The 23,258-nt window shown below is 36.1% G+C and carries 17 protein-coding genes and 4 pseudogenes; 12 read left to right on the top strand and 9 right to left on the bottom strand.

What is annotated here, in order from left to right:
- Nucleotides 1-168: 168 nt before the first annotated feature.
- Genes F959_RS11635 through F959_RS11625 form a run of 3 tightly spaced genes read left to right on the top strand, consistent with a single transcriptional unit; the run spans nucleotide 169 to nucleotide 3,579 of the window.
- On the top strand, nucleotides 169-1,095 hold the full coding sequence (locus F959_RS11635; protein ID WP_004880397.1) for a hypothetical protein: 927 nt from the start codon (nucleotides 169-171) through the stop codon (nucleotides 1,093-1,095).
- Nucleotides 1,085-1,549: a hypothetical protein gene (locus F959_RS11630; RefSeq protein ID WP_004880393.1), complete on the top strand. Its 465-nt coding sequence runs from the start codon at nucleotides 1,085-1,087 to the stop codon at nucleotides 1,547-1,549. Before F959_RS11635 ends, F959_RS11630 begins: the two co-directional genes overlap by 11 nt.
- The gene (locus F959_RS11625; RefSeq protein ID WP_004880389.1) at nucleotides 1,546-3,579 is read left to right on the top strand and encodes a hypothetical protein; all 2,034 of its coding nucleotides are present in this window, start codon (nucleotides 1,546-1,548) and stop codon (nucleotides 3,577-3,579) included. Before F959_RS11630 ends, F959_RS11625 begins: the two co-directional genes overlap by 4 nt.
- A gap of 137 nt (nucleotides 3,580-3,716) precedes the next feature.
- On the opposite strand, the gene F959_RS11620 is transcribed toward F959_RS11625, so the two are convergent.
- Nucleotides 3,717-4,250, bottom strand: a complete 534-nt coding sequence (locus F959_RS11620) for a site-specific integrase (protein ID WP_228127149.1) — start codon at nucleotides 4,248-4,250, stop codon at nucleotides 3,717-3,719.
- A 102-nt stretch (nucleotides 4,251-4,352) separates the two neighbouring features.
- Between F959_RS11620 and F959_RS11615 the strand changes: the two genes are divergently transcribed.
- The 5 genes and pseudogenes from F959_RS11615 (at nucleotide 4,353) to F959_RS11595 (ending at nucleotide 8,581) form a co-directional block, all read left to right on the top strand.
- A complete protein-coding gene (locus F959_RS11615) occupies nucleotides 4,353-5,285 on the top strand; it encodes an IS5 family transposase (protein WP_004880383.1) in 933 nt (310 codons plus the stop codon).
- Nucleotides 5,286-5,308: 23 nt separating this feature from the next.
- Nucleotides 5,309-6,280 (top strand): helix-turn-helix domain-containing protein, encoded by a 972-nt coding sequence (locus F959_RS11610; RefSeq protein ID WP_004880382.1) that lies wholly within the window; start codon nucleotides 5,309-5,311, stop codon nucleotides 6,278-6,280.
- A 568-nt stretch (nucleotides 6,281-6,848) separates the two neighbouring features.
- A complete protein-coding gene (locus tag F959_RS11605) occupies nucleotides 6,849-7,052 on the top strand; it encodes a hypothetical protein (RefSeq protein ID WP_004880380.1) in 204 nt (67 codons plus the stop codon).
- A gap of 60 nt (nucleotides 7,053-7,112) precedes the next feature.
- Nucleotides 7,113-7,319, top strand: coding sequence for a hypothetical protein (locus tag F959_RS11600; protein WP_004880378.1), 207 nt, complete (start codon nucleotides 7,113-7,115; stop codon nucleotides 7,317-7,319).
- Nucleotides 7,320-7,649: 330 nt separating this feature from the next.
- Nucleotides 7,650-8,581, top strand: a pseudogene (locus F959_RS11595) (IS5 family transposase).
- A 104-nt stretch (nucleotides 8,582-8,685) separates the two neighbouring features.
- Here the strand turns inward: F959_RS11595 and F959_RS11590 are convergent.
- The 3 genes from F959_RS11590 to F959_RS11580 are packed head-to-tail and all read right to left on the bottom strand — an operon-like array spanning nucleotide 8,686 to nucleotide 15,990.
- Nucleotides 8,686-9,288: a hypothetical protein gene (locus tag F959_RS11590; RefSeq protein ID WP_004880375.1), complete on the bottom strand. Its 603-nt coding sequence runs from the start codon at nucleotides 9,286-9,288 to the stop codon at nucleotides 8,686-8,688.
- Nucleotides 9,285-14,903, bottom strand: coding sequence for a phospholipase effector Tle1 domain-containing protein (locus F959_RS11585; protein WP_004880372.1), 5,619 nt, complete (start codon nucleotides 14,901-14,903; stop codon nucleotides 9,285-9,287). The genes F959_RS11590 and F959_RS11585 overlap by 4 nt, the downstream gene beginning before the upstream one ends.
- Nucleotides 14,904-14,925: 22 nt before the next feature.
- A complete protein-coding gene (locus F959_RS11580) occupies nucleotides 14,926-15,990 on the bottom strand; it encodes a TadE family protein (protein WP_004878314.1) in 1,065 nt (354 codons plus the stop codon).
- A 188-nt stretch (nucleotides 15,991-16,178) separates the two neighbouring features.
- On the opposite strand from F959_RS11580, the pseudogene F959_RS16545 reads away from it, so the two are divergent.
- Nucleotides 16,179-16,761, top strand: a pseudogene (locus F959_RS16545) (IS5 family transposase); the annotation flags it as partial.
- Between the two features lies 1 nt (nucleotide 16,762).
- Here the strand turns inward: F959_RS16545 and F959_RS16540 are convergent.
- Nucleotides 16,763-17,692: pseudogene (locus F959_RS16540) on the bottom strand (IS3 family transposase).
- Nucleotides 17,693-17,798: 106 nt separating this feature from the next.
- Here F959_RS16540 and F959_RS16535 point away from each other — a divergent pair.
- From F959_RS16535 to F959_RS11570, 3 genes and pseudogenes are all read left to right on the top strand, one after another.
- Nucleotides 17,799-18,111: pseudogene (locus F959_RS16535) on the top strand (transposase); the annotation flags it as partial.
- 425 nt (nucleotides 18,112-18,536) lie between these two features.
- Nucleotides 18,537-19,301, top strand: a complete 765-nt coding sequence (locus F959_RS11575; RefSeq protein WP_004880368.1) for a COG4705 family protein — start codon at nucleotides 18,537-18,539, stop codon at nucleotides 19,299-19,301.
- Between the two features lie 56 nt (nucleotides 19,302-19,357).
- Entirely contained in the window at nucleotides 19,358-19,870 is a 513-nt protein-coding gene (locus F959_RS11570) for a cytochrome b (protein WP_004880367.1), read from the top strand.
- A gap of 41 nt (nucleotides 19,871-19,911) precedes the next feature.
- Here F959_RS11570 and F959_RS11565 read toward each other — a convergent pair whose 3' ends face one another.
- The 4 genes from F959_RS11565 to folE2 are packed head-to-tail and all read right to left on the bottom strand — an operon-like array spanning nucleotide 19,912 to nucleotide 23,157.
- Nucleotides 19,912-21,267 carry a dihydroorotase gene (locus F959_RS11565; protein ID WP_004880365.1) on the bottom strand — a complete coding sequence of 452 codons (1,356 nt, stop codon included), beginning with the start codon at nucleotides 21,265-21,267 and terminating at the stop codon, nucleotides 19,912-19,914.
- Nucleotides 21,257-21,817 (bottom strand): gamma carbonic anhydrase family protein, encoded by a 561-nt coding sequence (locus F959_RS11560; protein WP_004880364.1) that lies wholly within the window; start codon nucleotides 21,815-21,817, stop codon nucleotides 21,257-21,259. Before F959_RS11560 ends, F959_RS11565 begins: the two co-directional genes overlap by 11 nt.
- 21 nt (nucleotides 21,818-21,838) lie before the next feature.
- Entirely contained in the window at nucleotides 21,839-22,258 is a 420-nt protein-coding gene (gene hisI / locus F959_RS11555) for a phosphoribosyl-AMP cyclohydrolase (RefSeq protein WP_004880362.1), read from the bottom strand.
- Nucleotides 22,252-23,157, bottom strand: a complete 906-nt coding sequence (folE2, locus tag F959_RS11550) for a GTP cyclohydrolase FolE2 (protein ID WP_004880359.1) — start codon at nucleotides 23,155-23,157, stop codon at nucleotides 22,252-22,254. The genes hisI and folE2 overlap by 7 nt, the downstream gene beginning before the upstream one ends.
- Between the last annotated feature and the right edge of the window lie 101 nt (nucleotides 23,158-23,258).

The raw sequence follows: 23,258 nt of genomic DNA, 5'->3' as shown, positions 1-23,258 counted from the left end.
ATAGGTAAAAAATTCTTAATTTGCTTTTAAGAAGAAATTAATTATTGAATATTCTGGTAATTTAGCTTGTTATCTGTTTTTGTTGTAAAAGAATTTTTAATATAAGATGATTGTATTTAATTCATTTTTGACAAAATTTTAACCCAGTGGAAACGATACAGGCAAAATATGTTTAATACAAAATATGGGCCATTCGACGGCAAAACTTGGGAAGATTTGTGTCAAATGATATTCAAAAGAAAATATGAAAAAGAGTCATATCAAAAAATCCCAGCCTCACCGGGAGACTTTGGATTAGAAGGCTTTACTTTAAGTAGTGGTTTAGCATTCCAATGTTATTGTCCTGAAAAACATTATGATAGAAAAGAGTTATATGAGAAGCAAAGAGACAAAATTACTGCCGATCTGAATAAACTTAAAGATTATGAAGAAGATATTGCTGCAAGATTAGGGGAAACAAAAATCTGCAAATGGATATTTGTTACTCCAGAATTTGATAAAAATGAATTGATTAAACATGCTAGGAAAAAAGAAGAGGAAATTAGAGGCTGGAAGTTAGGTTGTCTTACAGATGATTTTACAGTCTTACTTTATGATGCTGATGATTATGCCTTGGAGATTAGGGATTTTCAAACAGCATTGGGAGAAGTAATGTATTTTTCAGATATCCTACCACTTGTAGAATTAAATGAACCAAAAGAAGTATATGAGAAGAACATAGTGAGAAAAAATAAGTTAAGGCTAAAGGAGTTTGAAAATAAAGATAGTTATGAGAGAAAGTTAGCAAAACTTAATGATTTTAATATAGATCAATTTTTATCATGTGATCCGTACTTAAAATCTATTGAAGCTGCTTCGCCTACTTTTTACATGAAGTTATTACGTGTTATAACTGAATTCGAAAGTACTATTAAAGAGGAAACTATTACTTGGTTTGGCGATCCTCAAGACTTAACAGAAAAACTCCGAAAATTATTCATTGAAAGAATTATTAATGATTTGAAACCAAATTCAAATATAACGATGGCTGCGAAAATATCAGAAAAAATGTTTGCTAGATGGTTAGCAGTCTGTGAGTTAGATTATGATTGCTAACAATTTAATGAAAATAAAATTTAATAAAAGACCCGCCCCTGTACTTGTTGAGCATAGACCTGTTTATAAAATTGGTCAAATTTCTTTAATACTTTATATTTCATCAAGAGCTTATAAGTCTAGTTTAACTCGATTACATTTGTTTAATTGGGTTTTGAAAGATAAAAATAGGCAGAAAGACCTTTTAAATACAGTTGAAAATGGAAACTTTAGGATTTCTGCTTGGGGATTCGATCCAGCATTAACAATAGCAATTAGATTTGCTATAGCAGAAAAATTACTATTTGAAGAGGGTTCTGGATATAAATTAACAGATCTAGGTATTCGATTTGCAAAGAAAATTATGCTTGACGATTCAATTTTTCCAGAAGAAAAAAAATTTTTATCTTTAATAAAAAAATCTATTACTGAGGGGATGGTTGAATCTGTTACAAAGAGTTGGACAAGTTTATGATTATTTTAGGTTTAAAAATTAATTTAGTTACAAACGAAGGAAATTTTGGATTTAAGGAAACCTTTGGTAGAAACTTAACAGTAATAAAAGCGGGTAATTCTGGAGGGAAAAGTACATTAGTTAGTACCATTCTTTATGCACTAGGTATGGAGGAAATTCTAGGTGGGAAAGGAGAAAATACGCTACCTTATTGCTTAAGTACATATTTTGATTTTGAGGGGAAACGGATTCAAGTTGAAGCATCTGAAATTTATTTAGAGATTGAGAATAAATTTGGTGATGTCCGTACCATTCGTAGAACAATAAAAGACAAATATAAACATTCAAAATTAATAGAAATCTATGATAGTAAATATATTTCTAAAAAAGAGAGATTAGGCTCTGTAACGCCTACGTATGTACATGATGCTGGTGGTGCAAAGCGAGAAGAAGGTTTTCATTTTTATTTGGAGAAATTCTTAGGACTAGATTTACCGGAAGTAGGAACAACATCTGGTGGTATTGCTAAATTATATTTACAAACTATTTTTTCAGCACATGCAATTGAACAAAAACGTGGCTGGACAGACTATTTGGCTAATATTCCTTTTTATGGTATTAGAGATCCGAAAGTTAGAGTTGTTGAGTTTCTGTTAGGGCTTGAAGTGTTTGAAATTAATAATCTAAAAAATAAATTAATGAATAATTTGGGAGAAGTTACTCAAGAGTGGCAGATAGTAAATAAAAGATTGATTGATAAAGCAAATGAAATTGGCTTAAAGATAGAAGGACTTTATAGAGAGCCATCACTGTTATTTAACCCAGACGAGCTAATGATTTATGCTAAAGAAAATTATACGATAGATGAGTATATTATTAACCTAAAAAATGAATATGAGCAGTTAGTTAACAAAGAGAAAGCAGAACAAAATATCAGTTCAGATGAAATCTTAAAAGAAATTGAAATGATAACTGATGACTTGAAACTGATATCAATTGGTTTTGAGCAACTTAATTCTAAGATAATTAGTAATCGTGTATCAATTTCATCATATCAGGAAATTTTAGATACGATTGTTGAAGATTTAGGAAAAAATAAGGCTGCACTCAAGCTAAGAGACCTCGGTGCTGAGCTAGATATTGAAGTATCTAAAGATAAGTGCCCAACATGTTTTCAGCACATTGTTGATAATCTTTTAGCAGAGGAAATTAAAGGTCCACAACTGGATTTAAAAGAACAAATTGAACATCTTAATAGTCAGAAAAAGATGCTAGAAAAACAAATGGGTGGGGTAATTGAAGAAAATAAGTTACTTGAAGTAAAAGTGAATAACACAAAAAAAGAAATTAGTAGGAAACATAATATATTAGATAGTTTAAGAAAAGCGGTGACTTCAGGATCTGAAATGGAAAAACTCTATGTTAGGAAACAGATTTATATTGAAAATGAAGTATATAACCTAGAAAAATTTAAAGACAATTTCTATATTTTAAAAAATGAAATGAGTGCATTAATCGATCAATTTAGATGGGTTGATGGTCAGATTAGTTTGCTTCCTAAAGAAATCTATTCAGAAAAAGATATTAAAAAGATTAATTTTTTTGAGGATAGATTTAAGAGAAATGCAATGAAGTTTAATTATGAAAGTGCTCAAATTTCTGACATTGTCATTAGTAAAGATAACTTATTGCCATCATTAGCTCATATAGAGTTGAGAGAAATTCGTCGTTCTAGTACCAAAACAGATTCTAGTGCTAGCGATTTCGTACGTTTGATTTGGAGTTATGTTCTTGCTTTATTTCAAGCATCAAGTAGTAAGCCTATAGGAAATCATTTAAACTTTTTATTACTAGATGAGCCTGGTCAACACTCGATGGCTCAGCAGAGCCAACGCTCACTCTTAATGGAATTGTCCTCCTATAGTGATTTACAAAGCATAGTAGCTGCCTCTTTTGATGAATCAGAAGCTATTTTCCATGAAGTTACAAATGGTTTAGATTTTAAATTAATAACTTGGAGTGGAAAGTTGATAAAGCCGATGAAAGATTGAGTTATACTTCTTAACCTAATTTTTTTGTAGTAAAAATAGTAGTAAAAAATTAAATATAAAATATTTTATATTTATTTATCAGTGATATATGTGTTAAATTTGACTGCCACCGCTTCCGCCAAATATACTAAAGGGAATCAAACACATAGTTTGATTCCCTTTTTATTTGACACAATTTTGGCACTATTCGAAATTTTAGCAATCTCTTCTTTGTTCTTATCTGAATTAATCCACTTCGCATAACGCATCATTAGCATTACTAAACTATGACCCAACTGTGAAGCCACATAGACTGGATTAAGTCCATTCATTAAGCATACAGTCGCATATGTATGACGAGTGTTATAGGCAGGGCGATAGCGTAAGCCATTTGCTTTCAGTGCAGCTACAAACTTCTCACTTAATGATTTTTGTGTAGTAAATTCCTTACCTGTCTCATCACAGATAAATACGTGCTCATATTTGAGGTAGGTTAGTAATCTGAGTTGTTGAAATGCCTCGAAAGCAAAATCATTTAAATCTACAAATCTAGCTTTATTTGTTTTTGTGGTTTCCTGCTGAACGCCGTTCACACGACCTTTATTGATGTAAATCTGCTTATTTAAAAAATCTACATCCTGCCAAGTGAGTGCGATAATTTCTGATGGACGGCAACCTGTCCAGAATGCCACCACAAAATACCAATACACAGTTGGGTAGTCTGCAAGATATTTCTCTTTGGCTTTGTTGCATAAACCTAGCCACGAAGATTTATTCAGCCATATAATTTCAAAATGAATAAACCTGCCCCTAGAACCTATCGCACAACCAATTGGCCTTCCTATAATCGAGCCCTCATTAACCGAGGTAATATTTCCATTTGGTTTGATCCAAAGACTCAGTGGTATGCACAACCACAAGGCAAGCAAGGTCGAAATCAAACTTACTCAGACATAGCTATTCAATGCTGTTTAATGATCAAATCTCTATTTAGACTCTCTTTGCGCATGGTTACAGGTTTTGTTCAGAGCCTGATTAAACTTTGTGGATTAGATTGGACAGCACCAGATTATTCGACCATATGCAGAAGACAAAAGCATATTGATATTGTGATTAGCTATCAAAAAAGCAGCGATGAACTACATCTGCTCGTGGACTCTACTGGTTTAAAGTTTCTAGGTGAAGGTGAATGGAAACGCAAGAAACATGGATCTGAATATCGTCGCCAATGGCATAAGCTTCATATTGCTATAGATGCTGAAACCCTTCAAATACGTGCAGTACAACTCACCACAAATAATGTCAGCGATTCACAGGTACTTAGTGATTTACTTGATCAGATTCCATTGGATGAGCAAATAGACTCTGTTTATACCGATGGAGCTTATGACACAAAAAGATGCCGTCAAGTCATTGCAGATCGACAAGCGCATGCAGTGATTCCTCCTAGAAAAAATGCAAGACCTTGGAAAGATATAAAATCACATTCTCAGGAGCGAAATGAATTACTTCGAATAGTTAAACGTTTAGGCAGAACACTATGGAAAAAATGGTCAGGCTATCATCGGCGAAGTTTGGTGGAAACCAAGATGCATTGCATCAAATTATTAGGGGATAAACTCAGCGCTAAAAATTTTAACAATCAAGTCAACGAGATTCATGCACGTGTGGCAGTCTTAAATAAATTTACAGAATTAGGTCAACCTCATACCCAAGTTGCCACTTAAATTTGGATCACTTAGGGGCAGCTGTGCATTTCAAGCCTTTGTGCAACAAAGCCGTTCTATTGCCAGAATTCACCCTACTGCCTTATGCAGCCTTTATAGATAAACTTCGATTTTCTGCGGATGAAGCTGATTATAGTCAGCAAAATTATATCGTTTGGGAAACGCGTAGCATAACTACAGAAGAAGTCTTTTCTAGTGCACAAAGCCAACATCACGCATCGCTACTGACAGAAAATGATATTCAAGAATCTGACTTTATTGTATTTTTTGGTGGGCGCAATGTACAAAAGATGCTTGAATTAAGCAGTGATTTAAGAAAAATCATATCGTTAAGTTATCAAGCAAGAACACATATTGTCGCTGTAGATAATGCTATCTTTGCTTTGGGAGATTCGCTTGGAAAATTAGCCTCTGGTAATGGTGTAACCGTTCATTGGCGGCATAGGCAACAGTTTGAAAGTATATTTCCTCAAATTCCTGTTTTAGTTGATAAGGCTTTTTATATTGGTCAGACATTCTCAAGTTGTGTCGGTGGGGTAGCTGTTATGGATCTGGCCATAGAATTGTTATCACCTTTTCTTGGACAGCAGCTAGCAAGTAAAGGTTTGAGTGACATGATGACTGAACAGCATCGAAGCCATGACTATATTCATAAGGCGATTGATATTCCAATTGTAAGAGACCAGATTTTACATCAAGCTCTAATTAGCATGAATGATCAATTATTTAGTAAAACTTCGATTGAAAGTATTGCGAAGGAAATTGGTATGAGTCGCAGACAACTAGATAGAAAGTTTATAACTGAATTTAATTTATCAGCTCATGAGTACTTTAAGAAAAGGAAATTAGATCAGGCAAAATGGCTCATTAAGAATACCAGTATGCCAATTGTATATATTGCAAATCTCTTAGGGTTTGAAAGTCTGGGATATTTTAGAAGCCAATATAAAAAGATGTTTGGAAATTTACCATCTTTAGAAAAGCATGATGGTTGATTTAACTTGAATTATTGCTGAAATTATAAAATTAACTTTTATGGACATAAAGGTTTTGTAGGCTACAGTCTTGGATATCTTATTTAACTTATGTTCACCTATAATTTATTTCACAATTAAATTTATTCTAATAAATAATAAATTTAATCACTAGGAGAATTAAAATAACAATTTATAAAATATTTGTTTCATGAACTTAGCTATGAATACGGCGGCAATAGTGTTGTGCTACCTTTTGGATTAAATCTTTAGATGTTGAAAGAGATAAAATCTTTAGATTTTTTGAACTTGATTCTTTAGTGGCTTTATTGCACAAAGTCTTAAAAGCTAGAATTTTCCTAAGTGACACAAATTTAAGCCACAACTCGTATATGGTTGACCTAATTCAGTAAACTTATTGAGCAGTGTTACGTGTATGTGAATCTCATTAACTTGGCTTTGGAAGTTCCTAGCAGTTGGTTTGGCGAAGGAACTCGGGTTAGAAATTACTTAGCATAGGTTCATTCTTTATTAGATATTCATTAGAAAAACAACTTGACTCCTGCTTATTAGGCAGGAGTCTGAGATTATGGCATTTAATTATTTATTACAGAAACTAGCCCAATCCGCCATTAACGCACCAGATAAATCTTTGGGATTTAGTATTCCTTGGCTGGGAAAATATACGGGTGGGTCTGTAAATTTTAAGGGTGATAGTTTTGACGGCATAGATTTAGGTTTAGGTTTGGGTTTGGGGGTTAGTTCTCCAATAAATTATACTACCCCCCCTTAAAACATTCTTAGATAAAGCGTATGGTAAGCAACCTGATAAACAAGAGAAAAGGAAATAGTTATGGAGTCTAGAAAACGTGCATTGAAATTATATACTTATGCCTTCCTGTTTGTAGTTTTTGTAGTTGTTCCTTTATTTTTATTAGGAGCACACTATCAGTTAGGCTTTCTTATTCAAATAGCTGGTGTATTGTTTGCTATAGCGTGTTTTGTATCGTTTTTTGCTATTGTGAAATCTTGGATTGCATGGATTAAAGAGATGTTTTAAAGATTTATTAAGGTTCGCTTAACACACTTACTTCCTTTTAATTATCTATATCTGAAAAAATCTTGAATGTGCATAAGTAAATTTATAAGTCTTATTTGCATTTATCAGACAGGATAGAAGGTGTTTCAAATTTGAGTATAACCACACTCAGTTGGAAGTATTTTTGTTTTGTGATTGTATCTGTTTTAGATGTTTTTTTAATATATTTAATATCTATTCTTGATGAGAATATCAATTGGTTATAATGTTGGAATGAAAATATATACTACTCGTAACGGCTTTGTTGCACAAAGCTATTCTTGAAGGTTTCTTTAGCAATATAATTTCCAGATGAAGAAGCCTGTCCCTAAAATCTACCGTACAACCAATTGGTCCTCGTATAACCAAGCTTTAATCAAGCGACGAAATATTTCAATTTGGTTCGATCCCCAGACTCAATGGTATGCTCAACCACAAGCTAAACATGGAAGAAATCAAACCTATTCTGATACAGCAATTCAGTGCTGTTTGATGATCAAATCTATCTTTCGACTTTCTTTGCGTATGGTCACAGGTTTTGTGCAAAGCATTATTCAACTCAGTGGATTAAATTGGACAGCACCGGATTACTCTACCCTCTGTAGACGACAAAAGCATATTGATATTGCGATAAGCTATCAAAAAAGTCATGAGGGACTACATCTATTGGTCGACTCAACTGGCTTAAAGTTTTTAAGCGAAGGCGAATGGAAACGCAAGAAACATCAGCCTGAATATCGTCGGCAATGGCGTAAACTACATATTGGTATAGATGCTAAAACCTTGCAAATACGAGCCGTGCAGCTCACAACAAAAAATGTCAGTGATTCACAAGTCTTGGGTGATCTGCTAAATCAAATCCCATCTGATGAACTCATTGACTCTGTCTATACCGATGGAGCCTATGACACGAAATTGTGCAGACAAGTGATTTCAGATCGTCATGCACATGCCGTAATTCCTCCAAGAAAAAATGCAAGGCCATGGAAAGATAAGAAATTGGGATCTTTAGAAAGAAATGAACTATTGAAAACAGTCAAAGGTCTAGGAAGAACGCTTTGGAAAAAGTGGTCTGGCTATCATCGGCGCAGTTTGGTTGAAACTAAGATGCATTGTATCAAATTATTGGGCGATAAACTCAGTGCAAGGAGTTTTACAGTCAGGTCAATGAAATTCATGCACGTGTCGCTGTCTTAAATAAATTTACGAAATTAGGTCGACCTCATACCCAAGTTGTCACTTAAATTTGAGCAACTTAGGAAAGCTCTTTCTTTAAAATCTTTATGCAACAAAGCCGTTATAAAATAAAAAAGTGGCAATATTGGATATTGCCACTTTAGCTGAAATATTAATTCCAATATCTTAGATATTTGTCGACCCAATTCAGCTCAGTTTTAATACTGTAGCTGCCATCAGGTTGAAGAGAAATAGTATAGTGGATTCTTTTACCTCGACGACGGTCACCTTTTCCTTCAGGAACTTGTCCTTTATATTTTTCTACTTCTTGCGTAGGAGTAAGTACAATACGTTTCCATACACTTGAGGGGAGTTTCGCTATACCATTTTGTTGTGCAACCATTATTGCTTGTCTTTTTTGTTCGGCGTTTTCTCCACTTGCATAACGTAGTTCTTCAGGCACACCATATCCTTTTTTTATTTGTTCTTCATAAGTCAACCAAGGCGCATATTCAATAATAATTTGTTGAGGAACATAGCCTTCGGGTTCAACTTTACAGCTACTGTAGCTGGTAATATATTTTTGTTTCTTTATGGCATCAGGTGTCAGCGTCAGATTACCACATTCCGGCCAGTTGTTTTTGTAAACTATGCCATGGTTTGGCCAATACTGATTATCCATTTCAAAGCTAATACTATTTTTCATATTACCTCCATTTGTCTGACAACCTGTTAATGTCAACAGTCCAATCGCCATTAAAACTATTATCTTCATTTTGCTTTAACTCCATTTGATGCTTTAAAGGTCAGTGCTGTCCCATAATTAGCTTTAATCCAATTGAGATAATTCGTAATTTGAATTGCTTCATCTTCTCTGGTAGATCTATAAACAATCGTTGCAGTCTTTGTTACATCATCAGACTTTAATTTTTGATATTCGGTTAATGCCTTGCAGCCCCCAATAGTTTCTTTGGGTTTGCAGTTAGAGTCTGTGGTAAATTGCTGTTCGAGTTTCAAAAATTTCTCAAATTTTCCTGGATTGCTTGCGTTAAATTGAGCATTCTGAAATTTTAAAGTATCTTTCCAGTTCAAACCTAAATGCGATACCTGAACACCAGATGGTGCTTCTGCTTCAGGATGAGCATAACCTTTTTGATACTGAGCCAGCTCGGTTGCGTTCATTCCTGTTAAATGCTGGTTGATGCGATTGGCTGAATTATTATCATTTGCCCAAGCAAAATCACGTCCAGGATCGAAATAGGGACCAGCCGTACTACTTCTACCATCACCCATTACTGAATTTGATGTGCTGTCATGTACGATTGGATCGGTGACAATATTGTATTGACGTTTATTAATAAGAGGATCACTGAACTGAACACCTGCCTTTTTAGCCTGATCAATCATCCACATCAGGCTGACCTTATATAAATCTCCATCACTATACCCTCCACCAACATCTGAATGGGCACCCATAAAACCGCGTTCGATTCGTGTATTGGTTTGACCTTTTGCACCCACAGTGACTTTATAGGACTTATTATCTTTAGTTGATACTTCCGACGGATCACCATAAATAGAACGAACCATAAAGCCTTCCCGATGATCATTGACAGCAACGGCATGGGCAACACTCTTAAAGCGTTCAGATATTTTAACGGTCATCCCTAAACTATTATATTGATTCATATCATCATTTGGGTCGAGACCCAATGCAGGTACAGTGTCCCATATCCCCATAAACCTAAAATTCAGACTGATTTTTGCAGCCTCCATTTTACATTTCAGGTCTTTATCCCATAGAACACTCTCAACGCCAAAAGATTGATAAGCAGGTTTGAGTAAAGCTTTAGGATCATTCTGATTAACTGTATTACTGGTTAACCATTCTAACTTACTTGCAAACAATCGAGCACTTGCAGCACCACGACTAAAACCAACAGTATCAATATCAATCACTTGTGCTGTTGCTTGCTTGCCTTTTTTATTTTGTTCATCAATTAGTCTATGCACATAATCTGAAAAGTAGACTAGCATTTGATCAACCCGGTTGGGTAGAGAGCCGCCAGTTGCATTATCTGCTATATTCATAGATGATAAGTCTGAGCCAATTTCTGTATATTGGTCTTCTGTACCCGCTCCAGCAATATAAAATACATTATCATGATTTGGGCTTAAGCCCGCCTCAGCATTACTGGCAAAACGTTTTTCCTGATTCTTCCATAATGTTTTTGTTACATCAAACTGTCCCTTGGAAGCATAAGCATCCATAAACTTTTCAACATTACTTGGGTTATCATTTGTGTCCGTGTTTCCTGTTCCATCGAAAGCGAACAATAATAATCCTTGAGGATCAAAATATTGATTTGGTTGTTGGTTGACATAGGCGTATTGATTCTCACCCCCTGCAAGACCTAAAGGGTCGGGTGTGGTATAGCGACCTGTGGCTGGGTCATAATAGCGATAACCATTGTAGTACAGTCCTGTTTCAGGATCTGCGTATTGACCAATAAACCGCAGGTTGAGCTGGTAATGTTGCTCGGCTTGATTTGATGATAGTTGACTTGCACCAAAAAGTTCTTTTCCATCATCACGCCATATCACCTGTTGTTTCATGTTAGTCACTAAGCGAGAGCGACCCATATAGTCATTTAGAATGTAGTGCCATTGGCCTTGAGAGACATCTCCTTTAATACGCTTAAAAATGCTCTGTATTTTTGTGAATATTCCAGTGCTGGTCATAGGGACTAGGGCATTTGGATAATCAATTGTAGCGAGTAGGCGATTACCTGTATAAATATATTGACGTGTAATATGTCCACTTGCATCTAGTTCACCTGCAAGTTGGGTTCCATCGTAATAATAATATTGAATAATAGGCTGTTTTACTGTTTTACCCGTAGCATCGACATAAAGTACTTTTTTAATCCTTTGTCCTGCATCATTGTAGCTATAGGCAGCAATTAATTGTTTGTTACGCCATACCTGAGCAATTTGTCCATTAATATAGCTGAATCGTAATATACCTTGATCAGTCGGATACAGTATGGGGTGTCCTGTGCTGTTATAGGTAACACTGTTCATCTGTTTATCTTGTTGTAGTGTGGCTAATCTACTGTTCTGATAACGATATCCAATTGTTTGTGCATTAGGTCTTTGTCCCATCAAGCGATTACCTAAGGCATCATAAAAATATTTTTCCTGTAGTTCATCATTTTGTTTGTGATCAAATGTACTGATGACATGGTCACGACTGTCGTATAAGTAATCTTGTTGTTTAGTTTGTAACCCTATTGTTTTTACATCAGAAATTCTATGTTTGGTATCATATTGCCAATGTTGGCTTAACAGAACTTGGTTCGGTATATCTGCATAGGAATTTCGGATCAGGCTAAAACTTTGTTGAGCTGTTCCAGTCGTATAATGTAATCCTCTCCATAATCCTGTGGAGCTATATTCAAACCCCACTCGCACTTCATTACCTAGCACATAAGTGAGTTGATTGTCAGTTATTTCTTGGCGAATAAAAGCTGTTTTAAATATATCTCCAGCACCCTGAGCATATAATGCCGTACTATCACCTGTAATGTGTGTACCATCAGGTAGTCGGGTAGATAGAGGTTTACCATTCTTATCGTATTTATAATAGGTCGTTATTGGGGTACTTAGTCCAGTGTAGAGTATGCTACGACTATGCAACTTCCCTTGGTCATTATAACTAAATGTTAATATTTGATTGGGATCACGTATTTGTACAATCTGATTGCCTGAATAGGTGTAAGTTGTTAGTAAATCGACTTTTTTTAAACCTGCTTGTGATGGTTGAGTCAAACGTTTAGTAAGGATACGTCCTTGATCATCATAACTATATTTTAATGTTGCACCTGTTGCATAGGTGACTTGGTTACAACGACCATAAGCGTCCAAATGATAAATGATGCGACCTTGTATACTTGAATCAAGGATGACTAGACGACCAAAATCATCAGTGTATCGAGTGGTTGTTGTACCGTCATCCTGAGTAATACGATGTATGCCATTGCTATAATAGTGTTCAGTTCTGTCAGGTGGTGTCAAACTTTTAGATGGAGATGGCACACGCCATTGTGTTTGTAGTTGACCATTCGCTGTATATTTTAGCCATAGTTCATCACCATATTGATCAAGTACTCTTCCACTTACTCCATCTGAAAAGTAATCGATATGACTCAATATCCCTTGTTTACTATCAGCTATTGTTGTTAGGCGACCCTGTGTATCATATTTATAACCTGTTTCAATAAACTTGTTTACAGTAAGATTTTGTCTTTGAACTATATTATTTTCACTATCATATTTGAAAGAGAGCAATCCATTTTGACTATCTACACTTGTAGAAATTCGATTTGCATCATCATAATTATAGGTTTTGATCAATTGACCATTTAAATCGGTCACTGTTTGCAAGCGATCTAAATTATCATACCGATAACGTATTCCTTGTATTGTCTTTCCATCTTTTGTTTGTAAATTGATTTCTTGATATCGATTATTTGAATCATATTTGAAATTAAAGATCTGAATTTTCTGTCGATCATCAAGTTCTTGTGAAGTTTTAATATACTTTGTTACTCGCCCAAATTGATCATAATGTGCAACAGTTTTAGAATGTTCATAGGGGGTAAACCATGCTGATAGCAAGCCATTATCCCCATAAACATATGTGTTAACATCACTATCTTTCGGGGAGTTGGATGGACCATTTGGCAGAGGACCATCTTCCCAGCTCAAACGTCCCTGTTGGTCATAACCATATCTGGTTTCCCGAACTAGGGTGTCACCGAGGGGGGAGAATCCAGTTTCCTTAACAGAGATCAGTTGATGGTTTTGATTATAAAGATAATGTTTACGATACTGTTTACCTGTGATTACACTGGCACGAGACTCCGCCTTTAACCGACGATAATTCTGTTGATTAAGCTGTACCAGTAGAGGAGAGGATGCATTCGCCAAGTCATCAGCCACATTCCCTTGTTGAACCCGATAAGATTCATAGGTATAGGCCGTGGTCTGAGACTGAATACCGATACCTGATACAGTTCTAGCAATCACTTCACCCAGATCATTATATTTCAACGCAATGGCACGAATCACTTTCCCTGAAGAATCTAAATCAGCGGCATAAGAGACCAAACCTTGAGCATTAAAGCGATAACGTTTATTGACTTCACCACAACTAGCACAACCTGCCCCAAAGCTTTCCAATAACTGAAACTGTGTACCGACAACCTGATAGGAATAAGTCGTTTTCTGCCCCAAACTGTTGGTGACCACATTTTTAAACACAGGTTTATTGGCAGCGTAGTTTGCAGGCATATCTTTATGGGTACGTGGATCAAATTGAATGGTGACTTTTTCCATACCTTTGGCATGTTGACTGAGGATAGCCCGATCTTGCTGATCATACTGCCACTGGGAAATTAACCTGTATTTCTTTTGATCTGGATCGAACACAGACTTTGCTGTCAGATTATGAATATCCCCCCCTTGAAACTTAGGATCGTAACTATACTTAAAGCGACGCCCATCAGGATAAACAACCTGAGCCAGATTGTTATTACGATCAAGAAAATAATAATATTTTCCGAGAGGCGTGGTTAAAGTCATTTGGGGTAACCCAAATCGAGTGGTTAAATAAGCAAAAGAAAGCTGCTGACCTTGCCCATTCTTCACCACAGCAAGGCGTTGCTGTGAATTATATATAAAAGAAAAATTAAGAGCAGGGTTACTTTTATCCAAATCAGATAAAGCAGAGATTTTAGTGATATGCGCCAGACTAGGGTCTTTACCGCCTAAATACTGAAACAAATAATCCTGATTGGATTGGGTTTTATGCCAGACCCATCCGGAGCCATCAATCTTCTTTTCAATCCAGCCATCGGCAGGATTAAGGGGTAAGGCCCGAATCACAAACTGATTATTACCTAAACTGATCTTATTTTTTTTGAAATTGATACGCTGTCCTGATTCAAGACGAATCTGGATAATCTCAGGTTGCTCATAGAGTTTGATATCAAAAGAACTATACCATCCATAACCAAGAGAGGTATTGGCATTGCTCTGGCTATTATAAAAACGAGAGAAAGAGAGCCCTTTAAAGGCAGGCAGTTCTTTAAAATCTTCAACAGCTTCAAACTTATTACCATTGAGTACATTGATTGGGTTTCCGACACCATTATTGATACCGCCACAGGCATAGGTTGGTCCTTCGCTTTGAGTGATAACTGCGAAGGAGGAGCTAACACCACATTTGCTAAAATCTACAACCCCAGCCTGAGTTAATGTTGAATTTAATCCTAAAACGGAAAGTCCAAGGTTAAATAACCCTGCTTTGAGAATCGTATTTTTCATATTAAGTTCTATAAATTTTAAATTAATAAAAGTTAGTGATGGTTTGACCAGAACTGCAGCTGATGAGGTTATTTGTATCCCCAATAATGCTATTTGTTGTGGAGCCTGTATGACCTGTTGGCGAGTTATTACCCGCCAATCCCCCAACTAGGGCAGAACCAATATCACCAATTGCGTTGAGATTAGTTGCATCCTTTTCAAACTGAGAAATTGCGGACTGTTCAGCTGAATCTTGAATGCCTTCTAAAAGATTATTTTTCTTTTGTCCTACTTGCCATTGCATGGCTTGATTTTCCTGAAAACGATTGATTAAGTCTTCACCAACAAGATAACCATTTCTGTTTACTGTATTTGTTAGTAAGCCACCTTCAATTGCAGGACTCAACATTTGTGCAGAAATATCGACAACAATAGGAATTCGACCCGCAGCTAACATTCTTAAGTTGGCGGCATCACGGTTACTGGTAAAAAATGAGGTTAAAGAACTAAAAACATTTTTCATCAAAGGAATTCTTGGTTCATACCCATAAATAAAACGGAGCTTTAGTACATTGGCATCTTGAATATTCTGTTTAGATTTTTCTTTAACGGTCGTTGCTCTAGTATCTAAATTATCATTTGAAATAATACGTACATTTTGCCCAGTTTTAATACGATAGGCTTTTGCTAAGGTGACATCATTCCAATCGTCAAATGAGGCTTTAGATGGATTAATCATATGAATATGAACAAAAGCAGATTCTGTTTTTTTAATTATTTCTTTTAATGCTAGACCTTGTAATGCAACTTGTGCCAAATTAGGATCTTTACTTGTGATTGTACTTTTAACATGATTATTTCCTGGTAAATAAATTCCAGGGGTTGCGAAATATGGGACTAAACCTTTAAAAAAAGCATTTTGAATCCTTGCTGGATCAGCATTATAGATTGCGCCAGCTCTAGCGGCTTCATAAGCTGCATAAGTCACATTTAAACGTGCCACATAAATCAGTCCATATTGAATACCGACAAGACCAATAAATAAAAGCAAAGGCGCAATAATGATAAATTCAGTAAGAGAAACCCCTATTTGCTTAAATTTTCTCATTTTTACCACTAATCCTTTTTTTTTAGAAGATAGTTGTTTTTCATATACTGAACAGTATAGTATACATGGGTACACAAAAAATACACAGTGTTACTAAAGTTGCAAAATAAATTCATTTTATTTATAGGGTCTATTTGATTTTTACACAAAGCTTTTCTTAAAGGCTTCTTCAGCAATATAATTTCCAAATGAAGAAGTCTGCATCCAAAATCTATCACTCAACAAATTGGTCCTCTTATAACCAAGCTCTAATCAAGCGAAAAAATATTTCAATTTGGTTTAATCCTAAGACTCAATGATATGCTTAACCACAAGCTAAGCATGGAAGAAATCAAACCTATGCTGATATAACAATTCCGTGCTGTTTAATGATCAAATCTATCTCTCGACTTTCTTTGCGTATGGTCACTGGCTTTGTGTAAAGCCTAATTCAACTCAGTGGTTTTAGTTGGATAGCACCAGATTATTTCACACTTTGCAGAAGAAAAAAGCAGATTGATATTGCAATCAGCTGTGAAAAAAGTTACGAAGGGCTACATCTTCTGGTAGATTCAACTGACCTTAATTTTTTAGTTAGGCGAAGGTAAATGGAAATGCAAGAAACATCAGCCTAAATATCATCGGTAATGGCGTAAACTGCATATTGGTATAGATGCTAAAACATTGCAAATACGAGCTGTACAGTTCACAAAGAATAATGTCAGTGATTCACAAGTCTTAAGTGATCTACTGAATCAAATCCCATATGAAGAACGCATTGATTGTGTCTATCTTAGACAGTGTTGTAGAAAGCCAATCCCTCTAAATTCTTAAAATATTTTTGTTCAAAGGTTTCAGGACTTAACCAGCCATTTACTGAATGCCTTCTGATTCGATTGTAGTAAATCTCAATATATTCAAACAAGACAGTATTGGCCTCTTTTCGGGTAATAAGCGCACACTACCGTGAACTACATGAGCTTTTAGTGTATGAAAGAAGCTTTCCGTCACCGCATTATCCCAACAGTTTCCTTATCTAGACATGCTTTGAATACAGCTATTCGTCAATAATAGCGATCTAAAGTCAAGACTATATATAAATTGATGTCCAAACTCTATTTGGCGGAGTGACTGTAAGCTGGCGATCTAATAAACTCGGTGCTGTCGGCAAACGATGATTCGAATCAGTCGTATGCCTATATTTATGTGTAATCTTGCTGCGTAAATCAAGCTTTGTTAACATCCTTCCAACTGTACGTTCACTCATGCAGTGACCTAAATCAAGCATGTAGTGCACCAATGAAGGTGCTACTAAGCGAGCGGTGCTGCCCATATACAATTGTTAAATCAGTATACTTCTGATTGATGTAAATCTATTTCTTTCACCAAGCATAGAAGCCTGAAGCACTAACACCTAGGCATTTACAGGCGGAAGAAACCGTAATTTCAGTCATAGCTAGACCTTGGATTACCGTGTACTTTTCTTGGCATGATTTGTTTGGAAGGACACATGCACCTTTTTTTAAATATCATTGGCTTACCTGAGTTATTTGACTTCTTTTTCTAAATTGAGAATATGCTGTTGTTCTGGCGAGAGTTGGCGTTTGCTTGGACCGGTGTGATTAGCCTCACGAATCCATTTGTCTAATGTTTAATAACCCTCACCTAATTTCTGGGCGATTGCAGCAACAGACTCATGTGAGTTTGAAAGTGCATAATCAATTGATTACTGTTTAAATTCTGGACTAAAGCGTTTAGCCATTTTTACATCTCCAAAGATAATGCTACGTTATCTTTAGAGGTACTATGTGTCCATTATTTTGTCTAGGATCACAGATTGTCATGCTCATGTCTTAACTCCTCCAAGAAAAAATGCAAGGCCATGGAAATATAAGAAATCGGGATATTTAGAGAGAAATGAATTATTGAAAAGTCAAACGTCTAGGAAGAGCGCTTCTGAAAAAGTGGTCTAGTTATCATCGACATAGTTTGGTCGAAACCAAGATAGATTGCATCAAATTATTGGGAGATAAACTCAGTGCATGTAATTATAACAGTCAGGTCAATCAAATCCATGCACGTATAGCCATGTTAAATAAATTTACAAAATTAGGCCGACCTCACACCCAAGTTGTTACTTAAATTTGAGTAGCTTAGGAAAGCTCTATCTTTAAAATCTATATAAAACAAAGCCTTTACTGTATCTCATTTCTGCACCCAGTTTTATGTAACGAGGTATGTTTTTCGCGGTTAGGGGCATAAAACTGAACAGATTTATCAGCCTTTTTTTGAACAAGAAAATCTAAAATCTGAGTTGATCAAGCAGTGGTTAGGTAATTTGGAATGTAACCCATATTTATCCCGTAAAGAGAAAATAAAAAGATTTGTCTAATGATAAGTACGTTATTTGAGCCAATAATATTTTAAACAAGGTAGCTTAAGGTCTATAGCTAAATTTATCAATGTGCCGAGTTTTTAAGAACTGAGTACATTTTTTATTACTCAAATTTAAGCCTGTATTCAGCTCTATTTGGTCAAATTAGATTGTTTTCTTATTGGATTACAATATGATCAATGATAAAAATACAGAGCAAATACTCAGTAAAGTGCCAGAAGTAACACTACTCTTTTGGATCATAAAAATTGCTGCAACGACTTTAGGTGAAACCGCTGGCGATGCATTTTCAATGTCACTCAATCTAGGTTATCTAATTAGTTCCGTAATTTTCGCAGTATTTTTCATCGTGCTTGTGGTCTTTCAGATTAGAGCAAAGAGTTATCATCCATTCTTTTATTGGGCAACGATTATTGCCACCACCACATTAGGAACAACTATTGCAGACTTTGTTGATCGTTCATTGGGTATCGGATATTTAGGCGGAAGTCTCATTTTATCTGCTTTACTAGCTGTATCTTTGTTTATTTGGAGTCTCAGTTGTGGTTCGATCGCAGTCAATACGATTCAATCTCCGAAAAATGAGGCATTTTATTGGTTGACTATTATGTTTTCACAAACGCTCGGAACAGCATTGGGAGATTGGACAGCAGATACTCAGGGACTTGGTTATACAGGGGCAATGCTGATTTTTGGTGGTCTTCTTGTATTTTTGATTATTCTTTATTTTGGTACAAAAGCTTCAAGAACAATGCTTTTTTGGGCTGCATTTATTTTAACTCGACCATTAGGTGCTGTTTTAGGTGATTTTCTGGATAAACCAATCGCTCAAGGTGGTTTGGATTTAAGTCGGGCAGGTGCTTCAATTGTACTATTCACTTTTATCATTTTAAGTTTAATTATTTTTAAACCTAAAGCTGAAAAAGCATTGCATTAAAATAAATCGGATGAAAGTTTCAGCTCATATAAAGTGTAGAATAAGGATAAAAAGAGATGAAAAATAATTATCCCAAACCAATCATCATCTTGCATTGGCTGACACTATGCCTTGTATTGATTGCTTATTTTAGTAGTGGCAATCCACTACACGACAAGATTTGGGGACAAGTTCATGTGATGAGTGGTTTATTGGTATTTGCTGTCTCGGTTGCGAGAGTTGCAACCGTTTATTGCTATAGAAAGCAACTGCCACACAATAAGATAATTAGTCGCTATCAAGAAAAGTTGTTTAAGTTGGTTCGATTGGTTTTATATTTATCATTATTTGTCGTACCTGTGATGGGATGGTTGGCACTTTCTAGTATGACTAGTCAATTCGACTTATATTCGATGCAACTTCCTTTAGCAGGGCTGACAACTTCAAATCATTTGATTGGCGAAGCCCATCAGTTTCTAGGAAATATGTTTATTTTCTTTGTGGGTTTACATGCTGCCGCAGCTTTGGCACACCATTTCATATTTAAAGATGGCGTGCTCAAAAGTATGCTTGCGAAGAATGATAAATAGATATTGTGGGCAAGATTCGATTCTCTGAAGATCTTATTTGGTCATCTATTTATTTCTAAAGCTTGCCCCTGACAATTTAAAAATAATTGTGATTGATGCCAAGCCAACTGTCCTGAAACGATTGTTGTATCTACGTTATAGCGGAAAGTTTTATTTACAAAAGGACTCCAATTACAGCGCATATAGTTGTGTTGATCTTTCACGGTCAGCTGCAGTGTATTTTCTCGGAGTAAGGCTAAATCTGCCCAATAGCCTTCACGAATATAGCCTCGGTCTTTGATTTTAAATAGATCAGCGACTTGATGAGAGGTTTTTCGAACCATTGTTGCGATATCTAGTTTTTGATCTGCAACCAATTCCATTAGTACAGGGATTGCATGTTGCACTAAGGGGAGGCCTGCGGGTGCATCCAAATAGCTTTGTTGCTTTTCATCCCACGTATGCGGAGCGTGATCAGTGCCTATAATATCCAAACGATTGCTTTCAGCAATTGCATTAATCAGTGCTTCTTTGTCCTGTTGGGTTTTTATCGCAGGATTACATTTAATTAAATGTCCAAGAGCCGCATAATCTGATTCATCAAAGCTCAAATGATGAATACACACCTCAGCAGTAATATGTTTTCGGCTTAAAGGTAAGTCTTTAAATAAACACAGTTCTTTTGCAGTCGTAATATGTAAGACATGCAACTGCGTGCCATACTTTTCTGCAAGTGAAACAGCAAGTTTGGAGCTTTCAAAACAAGCATATTTATCTCGAATTTTGGGATGCATTGCTGCTGGAATATTTCTTCCATATTTTTCTAAAAATAGTTTTTCTCTGGCTTTGATGCGCGGTGTATATTCACAATGGGTAAGTAAAATAGTTGGGATATTGGCAAATAAACGTTCCAAAACTTTAGGATCATCCACCAGCATGTTGCCCGTGGATGCGCCCATAAACACCTTTACGCCACTCACCAGTTTTGGATCAAGTCGTTCCACAACCTCTAAAGTATCCGCACTCACACCAAAGTGAAATGCATAATTTGCCATGCTATGTTGTGCTGCAATTTGCTTCTTGTGCATCAACGTCTTTAGATCGAGTGTCGCTGGATTGGTATTGGGCATATCCATATAACTGGTAATGCCACCAATCACTGCAGCAGAGGACTCAGATGCAATACTTCCTTTTTGCGGTGAACCAGGATCTCGAAAGTGAACTTGATCATCAATCATGCCAGGGATGAGCCAATTGCCATCAGCTTCAATACTTTTTGCATGAACAATACCTGTTATATTGGATTGAATTTTTTCAATCCGTCCATGACGAATCAGCACATCACTGATTTGTTGCTGTCCTTCATTCACGATATTGGCATTGCGAATGATAATGTCTGGAGAATTTCTAAAACTCATTGTGCAGTGCCTTGTAGCCTTTGACCAATTCAATATTGGTCGTAACCACACTTTCAGAAAACTCACTGATGGAAATGTCGATTGGCGGATAAAGCGCTAAATCTGTTTGAGGGTTGATATAGCTCATGGCAGGTACATAAAAATGATCAGGTAAATCACGACCATCTACCACAGCATTGTGTCGAATCGCACTATGATTTCCAATTTTGCAGTTGAATAACACACTGTTAAAACCGACAAAAACATGATGTCCAATACTGCAAGGGCCATGAATAATAGAACGGTGCGCGATAGATGAGCTCTCGCCAATGATTACGGCTGCACCAGCTTTTGAATGAATCACAACGCCGTCTTGGATATTAGAGTTTGCGCCAATTACGATGGGCTCCATCTCACCATTTTCATTCGTTTCATCTGCTCGAATCACGGCATAAGGACCAATAAAAACATTGGCTTGGACAATCACTTTGCCGCAGATAATCGCAGTTTGATCAACATAGGCTGATTCATCTATAACAGGAAGATGTCCAGAAGGATTTTTACGAAGCATAGAAAGTCTACATCCATTAAATTAAAGTGTTGATTCGCTAAGAATGGTAATTTGATGATTGCCGATTCCGAGATAAAAACAGCTTGGACGATTGGTATGACAAGCAGGGCCATGTTGACGCACCAGAAATAAAATGCTGTCACCATCACAATCGAGTCTGGCTTCAACCAAAAATTGCCGATGTCCTGAACTTTCACCTTTACGCCATAAACATTGACGTGAACGAGACCAATAGCAAACATGTTGCTGGGTTAGTGTTTCTGTTAGGGCTTCGGCATTAACCCAAGCCAGCATCAGTACTTCTTTGCTGCTACTATCTTGTGTGATTGCAGGAATGAGCCCATCTTGATTCCATTTGATCTGAGAAAATACATTATCAAAATCAAATTTTTGCCCTATGAAACCCTGTTCCATATGTTTAAAAATACATGCGTCTACCATTGCCATGAACCTTGAGCAACTGCATCATGCGCATGTAAGCTTTCTGCATGAATGACTTTGAAATTGAAGCCATTTATATATTTATGATGAATAAATGTGCTGTATAAACGTCTTAAAGCATCTTCACAAAACATTAGATTTTGTCCATTAGCGATTGCAAAAGCTTGCTCATCGATGCGTTTAACTGCCGTTTGAACAGGTGTCATGAGGGCTTGTTCCGCCTGATTAATAAATAAAATCAGTGGAATATGCTTAATGTCTTGGTTTAGTTTAAATTTCAGAATGGCAAAACTTCTTTGACTGTGTGGTGTTGCAGCAATCGCATCAGTGGTGCTTAACCAATTCAAAATTTCTTGTTGATCTAGCTGTATCTCTTGGTTTTGTAATGCAGCGTTAAAGCGTTGCTGAATAATATTGCGTGATAGTGCAGCGGAGCATGGGCAAGTAGATGAATAAGGAATTTCAACTTTTAACTCGGCGGTAAATTGATTTTTGATTAGCTGACAGGTCAACACAAAAGGGTAGCTTTTCCAGCCTGATAACTTACTGATTAGCGCAGGGCGTTCGATATAAAGTTCACTATGGATCTCAATTTTTGCATTCGTTGATAATCCAGTATGGCTCGCTAAAAAATCTTCTAGGGCAAATTTAATATCAAGCAAGTTTAGGTTTTTGATGTTGCTCAATTCTAAAAGGCGCGTGTATAAACGAGACATATGAATGCCTTTGACCAAAGGATCATCCAAGCTGACGTAGGCATTTATTTGGCTTTGGCATTGGGTCTGTTCTATATAAAGTGGCAGTGCAATGTTCTCCATGCCAACCCAATCTAAAGCATGGTTATGGTCTTTTGGTTGTATTGATTCAGCGGAAATATCTGGGAGTAGTGCAAGATTCATTTGTAAAGAGTGCTTAAGTTGTAATGCATATTGTTATGTTATAACATAACAATATGCATCGGCAAGTTCGGTGCGTGTCAAAATTATTGTCCACGTATAAC

This window comes from Acinetobacter venetianus RAG-1 = CIP 110063, from assembly GCF_000368585.1.
Lineage (GTDB): Bacteria > Pseudomonadota > Gammaproteobacteria > Pseudomonadales > Moraxellaceae > Acinetobacter > Acinetobacter venetianus.
This window is presented reverse-complemented; position numbering and strand designations above follow the sequence as displayed.